Raw genomic sequence first — 14,390 nt, forward strand, 5'->3', positions numbered from 1 at the left:
ATGCTCCTAAATCCATCAACCCTGCTGGACAGCCTCAGCAATGGGCGTGCTGCCTGACGCCAGATTAATCGCACGGTGATACGTCTGCCGTTCATCCAGTGCCGCTACCACTACTGCCGCTACATCCTCACGGGAAATGGTGCTAACGGAAGAATCATCTCCCGTAGCGACCTTTCCGATACCGGGATCATCTGTCAATCCACCCGGACGAAGGATCGTGTAATCCAGATTACTCGCTTCCAGCAAGCGATCTGCATAATGCTTTGCCACGTAATACGGCTTAATCGACTCAGGCCATTGCTCCCGATTCTCCGCATGCCTTGCGCTGACCATAATGAAGCGGTGAATGCCTGCCTGCTTGGCAGCTTCCATAGCCTTGACTGCTCCATCGAGGTCGATAAGCAGGGTTTTGTCCGCGCCTGTTTTGCCACCGGAACCTGCCGTGAATACGATAGCATCGCTACCCTTTACGGCTGCGGCAATGTCGTCAACCGTTCCTTCGAGATCAGCGATCACCGTTTCCGCACCCAAACGTTCAAGCGCTTCAGCCTGATCCTGATTGCGAATCAACGCCTTTACGCGATGCGAGTCATTTTCACCCAGCAGACGAACAAGATGTCTGCCTACTTTTCCATTTGCGCCAATCACCAGTACGTTCACAATATCCCTCCTGTATTCGCAGTCTCTCATCTACATTATACAGAAGTATTTTACCCGTATGGTTCAAGTCGCAATCAGATGGGTATGTCGAGTTTGTGATCAGGTTGTCTTACAGCTTGGCTTCCCGCTCCCAGCACTCCACTTGCTCCAGCCCCGGAATGCTATCTTTGTAGAACACAGGGTCGTGACCCGCCTTTTTCTGCCGTGAATAATCCTTTAAGGCTGCAAAAGCGACTCGGGATAAAAGGGCAATGGCAATCAGATTGACGACAACCATCATGCCCATAAATAAATCAGCCAAATCCCACACCAGTTGCACCTTGGCCACCGCTCCGAAAATCACCATGCCAATTACAGCAGCGCGATACAGCCATACCCAGATTTTCTTGGATTTCATAAACTCGATGTTCGTTTCACCGTAATAGTAGTTACCGATCAATGTGCTGAAAGCGAACAGGAATACCATGATGGCAAGAAAACCGGACGCCCACGGGCCGATGTGCACACTAAGAGCCGCCTGGGTCAGCTCAATACCACTAAGTCCCGGCTTCGTATACGCACCGGATAACAAAATAATCATTGCCGTGCTCGTACATATAATAAGCGTATCCGTCAGCACCCCGAATGCCTGGATCAAGCCTTGCTTGACCGGATGGCTGGTGTCTGCCGTAGCTGCCGCATTCGGTGCGCTCCCCATTCCTGCTTCATTGGAAAATAAACCACGCTTGATGCCGTGCATCAGAGCTGCCCCGATGGAGCCTCCCGCAACCTGCTCGAAACCGAACGCACTGCGTACAATCAGGGACAATATCTGCGGCAATTGCTGAATATTAATGATTACAATAAACAGCGCAATTCCGATATACAGCACTGCCAGTACAATGACGATATATTCGGACATTTTGGCAATCCGCTTGATCCCCCCAAAAATAATGACCGCAAACACAGCCGCCATCAGCAGACCTACAACCAGCCGACTCGTGCCGAAGGCATTTTCGAAAGCTAGCGTAATCGTGTTGGACTGCACCGCGTTAAAGACCAGACCAAAGCTCAGTGTAATCAGTATCGCAAAAACAATACCCATCCACCGCTTCTTCAATCCGATCTCCATGTAATACGCGGGGCCACCGCGGAATCCATCTTTGTCCTTCACTTTATATACTTGGGCTAATGTGCTTTCAACGAAGCTGGAGGCTGATCCGATAATCGCAATGATCCACATCCAGAACACCGCACCCGGCCCACCCAGCGCAATGGCAAGAGCAATCCCTGTAATGTTACCCGTACCTACACGCGCCGCCATGCTGATACAAAATGCCTGAAAAGGCGAAATGCTGTCCCTGGAGCCGCGCTTCGACTCTTTCAGAACGCGGAACATATCTCCGATCATTCGTACTTGCAGACCCTTAGTGCGGAACGTAAAAAATAGTCCCAATGCGATCAGCATGACAATTAACAACTTGGACCAGAAAAAGTCGTTAATTACACCGATCACATCCTGTAAAAGCTGTTGCATCCACAATCCCCCAATATCCCTTGATTCATTCCCGCTGTAGAACCGGTTCCATATTCGGCCGTTTAACAGTATTTTTTGAGTATAACAATTTTTAGCCACACAGAACAGATAATTATACATTTTATTTTATAGAAGCCATTAACAGGAAACCTCACAGAGTTTGAACCTCATGTTATACTCATTTCTGCTGCACACGCAAACCTGCCAAAAAAGTGTTCATCATGACTTCAATACTCCGATCCACTTCTACGGGCAAACCAAAGCCGCCCTTCTGTTCGAGCGAGGCAAAACCATGAAGCAGACTGCGGAACCCCCTCGCCGCATGAACACAATCCTCTTCCTTAAATCCGTAACCGCTGGACAGAACAGAAATAACAAGCTCCGCCACACGATCCGCAGCCTGCCTCACTTCGGGATTATTTCGATCAGTTGCATACAGCATCGCTTCATACAAACCAGGTCGTTCGCGGGCATATCGCATATAGGCTTTCCCCATAGCGGTCAATGCATCGTCACCCGCTCTGCCAACCGCCGCGCTCATCAAAGCTTCCTCCAACTGTCCCAGGCTGTGCAGAGCCAGCACTTGGCGCAGTCCGTTCAACCCGTCCACGTGGTTATACAAAGACGGGGGGCGAATGTGCAGCTTCTGCGCCAGCGTGGTGAGCGTGACATCGCCCATCCCCCGTTCATTGGCAATGTCCTCGGCAGCCTGTAGAATATCGTGCAGCTTCACTCCGTTTCTGGGTGACATCAGCATTTCTCCTTTAATCGAATTTCTAATTTCTATGTAAGGCATTGACGTGAGCATTTTGCATAAAGCGTCGGGAATCGAATGATGCAAAATGCTGACGTATAAAAATACAAAATGAGCCTGATTTCTATTTTAGCTAATCCTATTAGTTTACCTATTAGTTTATACAAAAAAGCTATGGTTTGAAAGCATATCAGCTTTTACTGATATAATGAACGAAGCAAGATCATAGAGCGGGTCTGACCACTTTTTCGATCCCATGTAAAGGAGATAGCTATATCTATGGATCCCAAGCCACTTCCAGCCATTGAATTTAAGCACATCACCAAATACTTCATCGGGTCTGAACAGCAACGTGCTGTCCTGAATGGAATTACGGCAAAAGTTTCTCCCGGCAAAATCACCACGCTGGTTGGCCCGTCCGGGTCTGGTAAAAGCACGCTGCTTTCACTGTGTAATCTTCTACTGACGCCGGATGAAGGGGAAATCAGCGTATTCGGCAAGCCCCTTTCCGAATGGGAAATCCCTGAACTGAGACGAAAGGTCGCACTGGTTTTTCAGGATGCCCCCATGCTGCAAGGAACCGTTCTGTATAATCTTCAGACCGTAGAACGGTTGCATGGCACGGTGCTGCATGATCCAGGCGACTTGTTAGAGCGTGTAGGGCTTACCCGCGATCTACTGGAGCAAAAGGCGCAGGAGCTATCCGGAGGTCAAAGACAGCGCTTGGCCTTGGCGCGAACGCTTGCGAACCGCCCGGATATTTTACTGCTGGATGAGATTACTTCCGCACTGGACCCGGCCTCGGTCAAAGAGGTAGAGGAACTGTTGCTTCAAATGAACAAAGAAGAGGGAACGACGATGATCTGGATTACGCATCATATGGAACAAGCCCGCAGAGTAGGCCATGAAACATGGCTGATGATCGACGGAAAGCTCGTGGAGCAAGCGGATACCGAGGCTTTTTTCGATGCACCACAGCACAATGAAACCCGCAGGTTCATAGCAGGAGAATGGGTATGACAATTGTTGCCCTGATTCTTTCTCTCGGTTTTGTGTTCATCGCCATCGTCATGTCCAAATCCTTCAAGCTTGGTCTGGATCGGGATATCATTATCGCCACGATCAGAGCATCGGTTCAGTTGCTGGCCATCGGCTATGTGCTGCATTTGATTTTCGGGATGCAGAGCTACGGATTTATCACATTGTTCATTCTGCTCATGATCACCGTAGCCTCCCAAAATGTGGCACGCAAAGGACGATTCATTCCCGGCCTTATGTGGAAATCATTCCTGACGCTGCTATGTGTAGAAATCGTTACACAGGCATTCCTGATTAGCCTGCATATCATTCCGGCGACAGCCCGGTATATGATTCCGATTAGCGGCATGATCATTGGCAGCTCCATGATTTTGTCCAGTCTGCTGGTGTCCCGGCTCAAGTCGGAGGTGCTGCTGCGCAAGCCTGAAATCATGCTCATCCTGGCACTAGGTGGCACACCGAGACAAGCCATTTTCCCTATACTCAAGGATTGCATACGCTCCAGTATGATTCCAACCATTGAGGGACAGAAAACGCTGGGGCTTGTCCAACTTCCCGGCATGATGACCGGGCAGATTATCGCAGGAGCCAATCCCATTGCCGCTGTCCGTTTGCAGTTGCTGATCGTATTTACCACCATGACCTCTGCTATTCTGACCAGCGTGCTGCTCAGCCTGTTCATTTATCCGGCATTATTTACCCGCCAGCAGCAGCTGCGTACAGAAGCATGGGAGCGCTAATCCCTATCCAACACAGCTTTATTTTGCAAAAGTCTATCTGCCAGATGATCGGTAGGTAGGCTTTTTGGTGTATATTCTTGTCCCTGCACGAAAAGATATACTGTGATTTTATATCATCAGGCTTACAATATACATATATAGGTTAAGCATTTTGCATAAATCCCAAGAGCGATTTCAAATCAGCAATATATAGATCGAAACGGTTTAGTTCGTCTATATATTGTACTTTCGAGCGTTGGGAATCGAATGATGCATCATGCTGAGGTTAAATGTCGATCTAAGAGAGGGCATAGAAATAAGTCATCTAACAACACACAAAGGAGATAAAAAGATGAACAATCGTTTATTAATCAAAAACGGCTGTGTACTCACGCTCGATAAGACAATGGGTGATTTTAAAAAAGCGGATATTCTTATCGAGGGAAAAAAAATTATCGCTGTTCAACCGGAGCTAGAAGCAGCCGATTGTGAAGTTGTTGACGCTACAAACATGATTGTTATGCCGGGATTCGTGGATACACATCGCCACACCTGGGAATCTGTCGTTCGTAATGTAGGTGCCGATTGGTCTCTCGAAAAGTACTTGGGGCGTATGTACTATGGGAATATTGGAGCTAAATTACGTCCGCAGGATGGATATGTAGCGAATCTGCTTGGCGCACTGGAAGCATTGGATGCAGGGGTTACCACACTACTGGATTGGTCGATGATTAATTCACCCGATCATACAGACGAGCTGATCCGGGGCTTGCAAGAATCGGAAACAAGAGCGGTCTTTGCCCACGGAGTTTCTGGTGATGGAGAATATTGGTCCAGAGAAAGCCGAATTCGACAATCCGATGACAGCAGACGGGTGAAAAAGCAGTATTTCTCATCAGATGACCAGTTGCTTACCATGGGGTTAGCCATAAGAGGACCAGAATTTAGCGCATGGGAAACAACAGTTGATGAGATTCGATTCGCTCGGGAGCTTGGTGTGCTGTGTACAATGCATTTAGGGTTCGGGACATGGGGTTCGGTGGATCGATCGATTGAAAAATTGCATAAGGCTGGACTGCTCGGATCGGATCTTAACTTTGCCCATGCCAATACACTCAGCTATGAGGAGTATAAGCTAATCGCAGATTCGGGCGCCTCCATTTCCGTTACTCCAGAAATCGAAATGATGATGGGACATGGCTATCCGGCTACAGGGCTATTTATGGAGAACGGAGGAAGACCCTCACTAGGAGTCGATGTTGTAGTATCAACCGGTGGAGACATGTTTGCACAAATGAAGTTCGCCTTGCAAGCAGAACGTTCCAGAATCAATGGAAAGATTTTATCCACAGGAGAAATGCCGGTGGAACTCACCATTTCAGCACGGGACATTATAGAATTCGCGACGATTGACGGTGCCCGAGCATTGGGACTGGATCATAAGATCGGTACGTTAACTCCGGGAAAAGAAGCCGATCTGATTATGATTCGAACCAACGATCTGAATATGTTTCCGGTAAATCATCCAATCGGTGCTGTTGTGCAATGTGCAAACACGAGCAACGTCGATTCAGTGTTTGTGGCTGGGAAAGCTGTCAAACGGAACGGAAAAATGCTGCATGTAGACATTCAACGTTTGCGCAAGTTAGCCAATGAGTCTAGAGATTATATTTTCTCACAATACGGGGTGCCTGAGGAAGCATGGCCAATCTGATTACTGTACTCTTTAACAAACTGACTATCCAGCCTATCTGTCGTTGTACAGGCGGGTAGGCTTTTTGTTCTAATGAAAGAATTGATTAGTCCCGATTCTTTTCTCAAGTCATCCTATTCATTGTATGGCATTATGGGAGGTTTGTACGAATGTTGATTACTAAGAATAAAACGGCGGCAGCTATTTTAAGGGTTATATTTTTTTCAATGATTTTCGGCTGGATTTATTATTATTCAGGATATCACCCGGCTGAAATCGCTAAATTAGTTAAAATCACAGACGATTGCTTGGTCATACAGAGGGATGCTTCTAACGGAGGTGAATATAAAGAATTATATATTTCCTCAAAGTCTGTGATCCCTCCTCTGGTTGTAGGCAAACAATATTTTTTCGTGTCTGATCAAAGATACTTCCAACATCCATATATCCGCTATGTAGAGGAGTAGTACAGAACAAGACAAAAGTGTGCATGCAACTCAAGTCAAATATTCCTGCATTCCGCCTGTTAAGATGGAATCGAAAGGAGGGAACCATCGTGTACGAATGGAACGAAATGGTCCAACTCATGATTGATTGGATTGATAATAATCTTACTTCAGCACCATCGTTGTTGAGAATGTCCAATCAGTTAGGCTACTCTCCTTATTACTGTACAAAACAGTTCCATTCTCTTACAGGAATGACGTTAAGGGATTATGTGTGGATGCGCCGGATTAGCCGTGCAGCCCTTGAACTCCGGGATGGCAATGTTCGCATCCTTGATGTTGCCATAAAGTATGGGTTTTCTTCACAAGAAGCTTTTACACGAGCATTTGTAAAAGCCTTTGAGGTAACTCCGGCTGTATACCAAAGAGAGCCTAGACCTATTCCGTTAGCGATTCGTGTTGAAGTGTTCTCTCCTTATCATTATCATTTGAAGGAGCGGGATCAGATGGTTAAGGAACATTTGCAAGAAGCCGAAATCAAAATTGAGCGTATACCAGCACACAAATTTATTGGAATCTGGGATACCTCTTCTCGAAACTACGGTGATTTCTGGAGAAACGGTCATAATTGTGATGAAATTTGTGGAACACTGGAAAGCATGTCTCATCTCAAGCTACCCGAACAATTGGGTCAAACCGCAGGCTGGTTCTATCAGGATGGTCAGAAGGGCTATCTCTATGGAATACCGGTTGCCGCTGATTACGCTGGAGAGATTCCAGCAGGAATGGAGTGCCGGAGCATTCCCGAATCAGATTATCTGGTGTTTTTTCACCCGCCCTTCAATTATTTAAAAAACAATGGAGAGGTTATGAGAATTGTGGAGGAGAAGGCTTGGAGCTTTGACCCTGCCAGCATGGGATATGAATGGGATGAGGAAACGAAGCAGGATTATCAGCGGCATTTCCCGGAAGGATACGGTTACGCAGTGTTACGTCCAGTGAAAAAAGTGTAGAGAAAAAGAATCCCAAGAAGCAGCTACGATGATGTAAATATAGCTTCTCCTGTTCATAAATTATCACTCACTTCCTCGCCTGTAGATATGAGTTCAACGCTTCTTTCCTTTTATATATTCGTTTTATAAATAAGGATAATAATAGGCGAAGGATAACTCCCTTCGCCTATTTTCTTCTATAAGATCCTTAACCATTAAAATTATCTTCTAAATTATCGTCCACCTTATCAGGCTCGTACTCGACTGTTTTATAGTCAGGTGATGAGGGAATCATATTGACCACGACATTCCTCATTTTCAACTTGTACGTTCCTTCCTCAAAGGCAATAATATACTTAATGGGAGGTAATTCCATGTCCTCATACTTCGTTATCGATGAAACGACAATCTTAGAAGGGTCTGCGTCATTTACAGAAATGATACGATAGTCTATCGGTGTTCCTTGAGCTTTTAGAAAATTAAGTCGTGCCCGGTCTGTTTTAAAACGATAATCATCAGACAGTGAAAGCATCTTATCATAATCACGACTCATCGAAGCGTCCATATATTCTGAAAATGTCGAAACAGCAGCCTCTTTGGGCTTATCGGGAAGTTTATGAGGCTCCTTATCCCCTCCAAAACCTGTAGCAATTACAGTCAAAATCCCTCCTAAGACAACCAAGCAAGCCAACTTCTTACGTAGTACAATCTTCAATTGAAAAAAACCTCCTTTATTGTAAATTTTACCACAAATGCTTCTTCAAATAAATAAGGTAGAGTTCAAATTTTGTGAACTCTACCTTATTTATTATTCCAGAATGGTCTTATTCATTTTCTAACACATTTCCTTCTAAATGAATAAGACCATTTCCCCTACTCTCGCGGGTGTCAGCAAATGCTAATCTACCACTGCCCGAAGGTACTTGAACATATTTATTGTAAGACCCCTCACCATTAACAGATGAACTGACTCCCAATTTAACAAGTGCGCCATCTTTATATGTGCCTACACCATAAATTACTCTTATAGCTTGTACATCCGAGTCTACGATTGACTGACTCCCATTAAATGTAACCTGATTTCTGTAGTTTCCAAAGAAATTTCCGATCTGACTTAAATTCATTCCATGATTCTCCGAATAATAAGTCAGATTTCTCACAGCTAGTTGAACATCACCTTGTAAAGCCTTAGAAGGCTCCACAAATACTCCCGTTTCTACTTTTCCATATGTTGAACTAGTAGGTGCAATATCATATACCAAGCCTTTAGGTTGTTTGACTATATAATTACCTCCCTCCTTTTCAATGTTATAGGGTGCTGCTGGTAATTCACCTATATCCCCATAAGTTAACTTAACGGAAACATTGATATTGTCTGGGTCAGAATTATCAGCCGATACAATTTTGTAATCAACTAGAGACTCATTTACTCCCAGACTGTTAATCTGTGGTTTTTTAAAATCGTTAAAATATTCATTCACAGCCTTTAATGCTTCTGGACTAAGTGAATCCTTATCAAAGCTATCTTGATTTGCCTCGATCTTAGAACCAACCTGTACATTATTATTTTCACTTACTGATAAAGGATTATTAGTAGGTATGTTATTTTCTAACGTTGGGGCAGCCGAGGCCGCGCTCCCAAAGCAAAAGGCCAATGACATAGTTATAATAGCAATTTTCTTCTTCATATTAATTCCCTCCGAAATAGATTTTATTTTACTCAATCCCTATTAAAATAAAACAATACATACTGCCTAGGTATAGAAATATATAGTGCCCCTACAGTTCTAACCCCTAAAAATACAGCCTATAAGGTAAATTGAATTAAAGAAAAAGAAATACCCAATAACATACATAAAATAGCGGAATTTTAAACTGTTTTCACCTCTATCTTCCCTTTCAAAAGATATTTTTTGTGTTAATAACAACTGATTTGATTGTCCCTCTCTAACCATCCCCTCTGTAAAGCTATTCTAATACTCATGCAGAATTATCCAAGAAGATATAATAAATGTATCACTTTTCAATGTTTTAGTAAAATTTGTCAATTTTATCACCTTTCTTTAGAAATCCTATATCCGCCAATGCTCATATCCATGCTCATTTCGTTTTGTTAGACTAGCCACAAAGTTGAAAGTAAAAGAACAATACTATAGAATTTTATAAAATAGGAAAAATAAGGTGGTTGGACTAGGATGCTTTATCAAATTAGGGGGAGAACAGTTCAAACCGATGTTAAAATTGAGGAATCTGTAGAAGCTCCCAATCCACAGATGCGCTGCGAGTAGTTTTACGAAAATACGGTAGATTGAGAAAGGGTTATGATATTTACACAGTGTCTGCCTTGGATGATTCCAGCAGTTGCCCTGAAATAGAGTCAATATCTGTATCTGCACTGGATCCCATATTGAGTGATGAGGGAGTCTTTCGGATTTCTGAGACTATTCGGAAGGGAACAGCTACAACTTCAGAGTACCAAAATTTCGCAATCTAATTCCGACTGCGGAAAATTACGACCAATTATTAAACAAAATATTCAAAGTCGGCTGAAAATCTAACCTATTTCAGAGATTCATTTCTATGCATAGAATGTATCCATAAATTAAAGGGGAATATAGATTGTTGCTCCATTCCGACTCCTTCTATTAAAAAAGATATGCCTATCTACAAAAGAACGAACCAGTCAGCAGAAAAATTACTCGGACGCCTTAGAGAACTCATTTAGGAACATCCCGATGCCAGACAATATGACTATGCCAAATGGCTTGGTGTGTCACAAGGACGTGTATCTCAACTTAAAAAGTTACTGTAAAATGCAGCATAACTTCTTGAAAACCCCATTCATTTAAATCCAAGGCCATCCTTTTAAAATAATTTTATTTTAACGTGAATACTCACTGAATACCTTTGTTACCTTATGTAAGGTCGTCTTCCTATCCTGTAAACTAAGTTCCATCAAGCGATAACCGCTGGATCATAGAGAGGATGAGATATTCATGAGTGTAGAAAATAGAGTTTTAGCGATACAAGATGGTCTGGACGGACGTGTGAATGCAGTCATAGATCAAACCCTTGCCGAGAAGCGCCTGGTTGGCGCAGTCGTCATGATATATATGGATGGTTCACCCGTGTATGTGCGAGCGGCCGGGCTGGCTGATCGAGAAGAAAATATTCCCATGCGCGAGGATGCTTTATTTCGGCTCTCTTCTGTATCCAAGCCGATTGTATCTACAGCGGCCTTGGTTTTGGCAGCCCAAGGACAGATTGGACTCGATGAATCCATTGAACGCTGGTTGCCGGACTTTCGCCCCCGCTTGATCAGCGGCGAGCAGCCATCCATTACGGTACGGCAATTGCTCACACATACTGCCGGGCTGACCTATGGCTTTTTAGAGGAAGAAGGCGGAGGCCCCTATCAACGTGCAGGCGTATCGGATGGCATGGATTTCTCAAATCTTACGCTTGAAGAGAACTTGCAACGTTTGGCTTCTGTGCCTCTGTTGTATACACCGGGTAAAGCATGGGGTTATTCCATTGCCACCGATGTACTCGGTGCAATCATTAGTCGCGTATGCGGCACAACCCTTGAGCAGGCTGTTAAAAAGCTCGTTACAGAACCTCTCGATATGCATGATACCCGTTTCTCGGTCGCTGATGCCGGACGACTTGCGGCTCCTTATGTTAACGATACAGCCGAACCCCGGCGGATGCGTGAGCTTGAGGTTGCGCAGGTGTTTGAAGGCACGGCGGGACTTCGTTTTCAGCCTGCACGCGCCTTTGATCCCACGGCTTTCCACTCTGGCGGCTCGGGTATGATTGGCAGCGCAAAAGACTTTATGCGACTGCTGGAAACACTGCGAAACGGCGGCAATCCGTTACTTCCAGAGGAATGGGTCCGTGAAATGGGCACCATCCAAACCGGGAACCTCCCCTTGGCAGGCTGGCCGGGACGGGGCTTCGGACTGGGATTCACCGTACTCCAAAATCCCGACGAAGGCGAAACAGCAGAATCCCCCGGAACGTGGCGTCTCGGAGGAGCTTACGGTCATTCATGGTTCGTTGATCCCACGCAAAGACTCAGCGTTGTTGCCTTTACCAATACAGCATTTGAAGGTATGTCGGGTCCGTTTACAACCGAGCTTTGCCAAGCCATTTACGGCAGCTCAAATAGGGTCTAATAAAGCGGGAGTTACATGTTTAAGCTCTACAGGCGAGGATAAGACGATTAACGTGGTAGAGTGACCGTGCTTTCCGCACTCATCCCCGAATTGCTCCAGCTTAAGCATGGATTCGACCATAACCTTAAGTAAATAATTTTGCTCACCGCTAATTCGATGACACTCAATGACTTCAGGCGCAGATTGGCAAAACTCAACAAATGAGTTGCATTGATTCGTGTGCACGAGCACATGAGCCATGATCGGCTTTCCGACTTTCTCATGTGAAACCATGGCACGATATCCAGTGATAATGCCTTTATCCTCCATGCGCCTTACTCTTTCCGTGACAGCGGGCTGGGAAAGTCCAACCTCCTTGCCCAGCTCGGTCATGGAGATGCGTGCCTGGTTTTGTAGACATAACAAAATTTTATGATCCACTTGGTCCATAGGTAATCTACTCCTTAAATACAAGGTTATATTGCATATATACTTTATTTTTTATCATCTATTCAGACAATGGCTTTGAATTATATCCAACAATCGAATATTACCATGTAAAACTATGACGGTAAAGAGAACTGCTATAGAGAAGGACTTGATACCCTATAGCCAAAGAAAACCGGCTAACACGATGCATACGTGTTAGTCCGGTTTTTGTTTAGAAAATAGGTTTCCTACCTGTTGATTGCGTGTGGCTTGGATTAGATCAGCGTGTAGCCGCCATCCGGGAACAGCACGCTTCCGGTGGTGAACTTGTTCGTCATCAGATACAGCACGGTATGCGCGATTTCCTCGTTATAACCCACCCGATGGAGCAAGGTTACTTCCTTATATTCCTCAAAAGCTTGCGCCCGCTGTTCGCCCTCGGGACCGTCTCTCCAGATAGTGCCGGGAGATACAACATTGACCCGTACCGGAGCCAATTCTACCGCCAAAGCTTTACCCAAGCTTTCGATTGCGCCGTTTGCCGCCCCGTATGTAGCGCCAAAGCCCATCGGCCGCTGGCTGAATGCTCCAGACATGAGGACGATGGAGCCTTCCCTGGAAATATGCGGAACCGCATGCTTGGCAGCGAAATATTGCGGCCAGAATTTCCCCTCAAACGGCGTCTTCGCCTTTTCCGTATCAATCGTGATCGGACCACGTGTGTAGCTCGCGCCTGGTGTAAACAGATGGTCGAATGCGCCGACCTTTTCAAAAAATGCCTGCACTTCCTCCTCCTTCTGATTATTCAGTTGGAAGGTTTCCACCAATTCGGCAGGGATAACTTTCTTCGCCTGCTCCAGTTTCTCCGCAGAACGTCCAGCGATCACGATACTCGCTCCCTGCTTTGCTGCTTCTATCGCTGTTGCCAGCCCTATACCTGCACTGCCGCCAATGACGACGACACGTTTATGATGTAAATTCATACAATTCTCAGCTCCTTTGTACGGATTATATCATAACTATTTTATTAGCATACATAATTTTATTCGGATGGGCTTTCCTGCACCGTGCTTTTGCGGTAGGATGTCGGCGACTGACCGGACCAGCGCTTGAATTGCCTGCTAAAATGCGCAATGTTCCCGTAGCCGAGCATATCGGTAATTTGCTGCACCGTCCATTGGGGATCTGCTAATAGTAACTTGGCCTCGTGCAGGACAAGGCCAGACAGATACACACGGGGAGATACACCGAAGACACTACGAAATACACGATTACAATGGGAAACGCTAATCCCTAATTCCGATGAAATGCCTTCAATCCCATCATGCTTTTCTACAGAGTCGATTTGTCCAAAATGCTGATTCACTCTGCCCTGAAGTCGGCTGGCAATCTGATAGGCAAGCTCAGCCTGCACGTATCCGCGCCCCGGCAGATGTGCCGCTTCACTGGACACCGCCTCCCACAACGTAGCGAACAGCTCAAATACGGCAGATTGTATCCGCATACGCTTCGCCACCGAATCTCCTGCTTTTTCGGCATCGGGCGTGGAGAGGTCGAGCAGCTTATCCAGCGCTGGTCCCATCTGCCTCGCTACCGCACCTTCGGCTGGAAACAGCACTTGCTCCAGACGACTCAGCAACGAAAGAAACAACTTGTCATCAATGTCGAAATGCATGCAAAAATACGTAAAGCCCTCCCCGCTGCTGTGGCTGGAGTGAAAGATTCCCGGTCGCAGCAGCACCAGATCCCCCTGCCGCTGTGTATAGCTGCGACCATTCACCACCATCACCTGCTCTCCTGCAAGCACGATATTAATTTCATATTGAGGATGCTCGTGTGGTGGGTAGTTCCAGTCCCTTCCGACACTTCGCGTATGAATGGCAAACAGATTGACCGTCGTTCGCACATCGGGAAAAAAGAATTCCTCTCCAGTAGCTGTAGGATCTGGATGGTCTGGGCGATTCGGTACACGTGGTGACGACATGC

14 protein-coding genes are annotated in these 14,390 nt (G+C 45.7%); 6 read left to right on the forward strand and 8 right to left on the reverse strand.

Annotated elements, in window-relative coordinates; translation table 11 throughout:
• Positions 1-15: 15 nt before the first annotated feature.
• From QMK20_RS25355 to QMK20_RS25365, 3 genes are all read right to left on the reverse strand, one after another.
• Positions 16-660 (reverse strand): SDR family oxidoreductase, encoded by a 645-nt coding sequence (locus tag QMK20_RS25355; protein ID WP_283653791.1) that lies wholly within the window; start codon positions 658-660, stop codon positions 16-18.
• Between the two features lie 109 nt (positions 661-769).
• Positions 770-2,176, reverse strand: a complete 1,407-nt coding sequence (locus QMK20_RS25360) for an alanine/glycine:cation symporter family protein (protein WP_283653792.1) — start codon at positions 2,174-2,176, stop codon at positions 770-772.
• A gap of 178 nt (positions 2,177-2,354) precedes the next feature.
• On the reverse strand, positions 2,355-2,927 hold the full coding sequence (locus QMK20_RS25365) for a TetR/AcrR family transcriptional regulator (protein WP_283653793.1): 573 nt from the start codon (positions 2,925-2,927) through the stop codon (positions 2,355-2,357).
• Between the two features lie 282 nt (positions 2,928-3,209).
• On the opposite strand from QMK20_RS25365, the gene QMK20_RS25370 reads away from it, so the two are divergent.
• The 5 genes from QMK20_RS25370 (at position 3,210) to QMK20_RS25390 (ending at position 7,839) form a co-directional block, all read left to right on the forward strand.
• Entirely contained in the window at positions 3,210-3,950 is a 741-nt protein-coding gene (locus tag QMK20_RS25370; RefSeq protein WP_283653794.1) for an ABC transporter ATP-binding protein, read from the forward strand.
• Positions 3,947-4,708, forward strand: coding sequence for an ABC transporter permease (locus QMK20_RS25375; protein WP_283653795.1), 762 nt, complete (start codon positions 3,947-3,949; stop codon positions 4,706-4,708). The genes QMK20_RS25370 and QMK20_RS25375 overlap by 4 nt, the downstream gene beginning before the upstream one ends.
• Positions 4,709-5,039: 331 nt before the next feature.
• Positions 5,040-6,401 (forward strand): amidohydrolase family protein, encoded by a 1,362-nt coding sequence (locus QMK20_RS25380; RefSeq protein ID WP_283653796.1) that lies wholly within the window; start codon positions 5,040-5,042, stop codon positions 6,399-6,401.
• Between the two features lie 149 nt (positions 6,402-6,550).
• Positions 6,551-6,847, forward strand: coding sequence for a hypothetical protein (locus QMK20_RS25385; RefSeq protein ID WP_283653797.1), 297 nt, complete (start codon positions 6,551-6,553; stop codon positions 6,845-6,847).
• 89 nt (positions 6,848-6,936) lie between these two features.
• Positions 6,937-7,839, forward strand: a complete 903-nt coding sequence (locus QMK20_RS25390; protein WP_283653798.1) for an AraC family transcriptional regulator — start codon at positions 6,937-6,939, stop codon at positions 7,837-7,839.
• Between the two features lie 187 nt (positions 7,840-8,026).
• Here the strand turns inward: QMK20_RS25390 and QMK20_RS25395 are convergent, their stop codons facing one another.
• Complete coding sequence (locus QMK20_RS25395) at positions 8,027-8,533, reverse strand: hypothetical protein (RefSeq protein WP_283653799.1); 507 nt, start codon at positions 8,531-8,533, stop codon at positions 8,027-8,029.
• 109 nt (positions 8,534-8,642) lie between these two features.
• Positions 8,643-9,506, reverse strand: coding sequence for a hypothetical protein (locus QMK20_RS25400; RefSeq protein ID WP_283653800.1), 864 nt, complete (start codon positions 9,504-9,506; stop codon positions 8,643-8,645).
• Positions 9,507-10,814: 1,308 nt separating this feature from the next.
• Here QMK20_RS25400 and QMK20_RS25405 point away from each other — a divergent pair.
• The gene (locus tag QMK20_RS25405; protein ID WP_283653801.1) at positions 10,815-11,996 is read left to right on the forward strand and encodes a serine hydrolase domain-containing protein; all 1,182 of its coding nucleotides are present in this window, start codon (positions 10,815-10,817) and stop codon (positions 11,994-11,996) included.
• Here QMK20_RS25405 and QMK20_RS25410 read toward each other — a convergent pair.
• From QMK20_RS25410 to QMK20_RS25420, 3 genes are all read right to left on the reverse strand, one after another.
• Positions 11,982-12,425: an Lrp/AsnC family transcriptional regulator gene (locus tag QMK20_RS25410; RefSeq protein ID WP_283653802.1), complete on the reverse strand. Its 444-nt coding sequence runs from the start codon at positions 12,423-12,425 to the stop codon at positions 11,982-11,984. The genes QMK20_RS25405 and QMK20_RS25410 overlap by 15 nt on opposite strands.
• A gap of 254 nt (positions 12,426-12,679) precedes the next feature.
• Positions 12,680-13,387, reverse strand: coding sequence for an SDR family oxidoreductase (locus tag QMK20_RS25415; RefSeq protein ID WP_283653803.1), 708 nt, complete (start codon positions 13,385-13,387; stop codon positions 12,680-12,682).
• Positions 13,388-13,446: 59 nt separating this feature from the next.
• Entirely contained in the window at positions 13,447-14,388 is a 942-nt protein-coding gene (locus QMK20_RS25420; protein ID WP_283653804.1) for a helix-turn-helix domain-containing protein, read from the reverse strand.
• Positions 14,389-14,390: the final 2 nt, after the last annotated feature.

Source organism: Paenibacillus sp. RC334 (assembly GCF_030034735.1).
Lineage (GTDB): Bacteria > Bacillota > Bacilli > Paenibacillales > Paenibacillaceae > Paenibacillus > Paenibacillus terrae_A.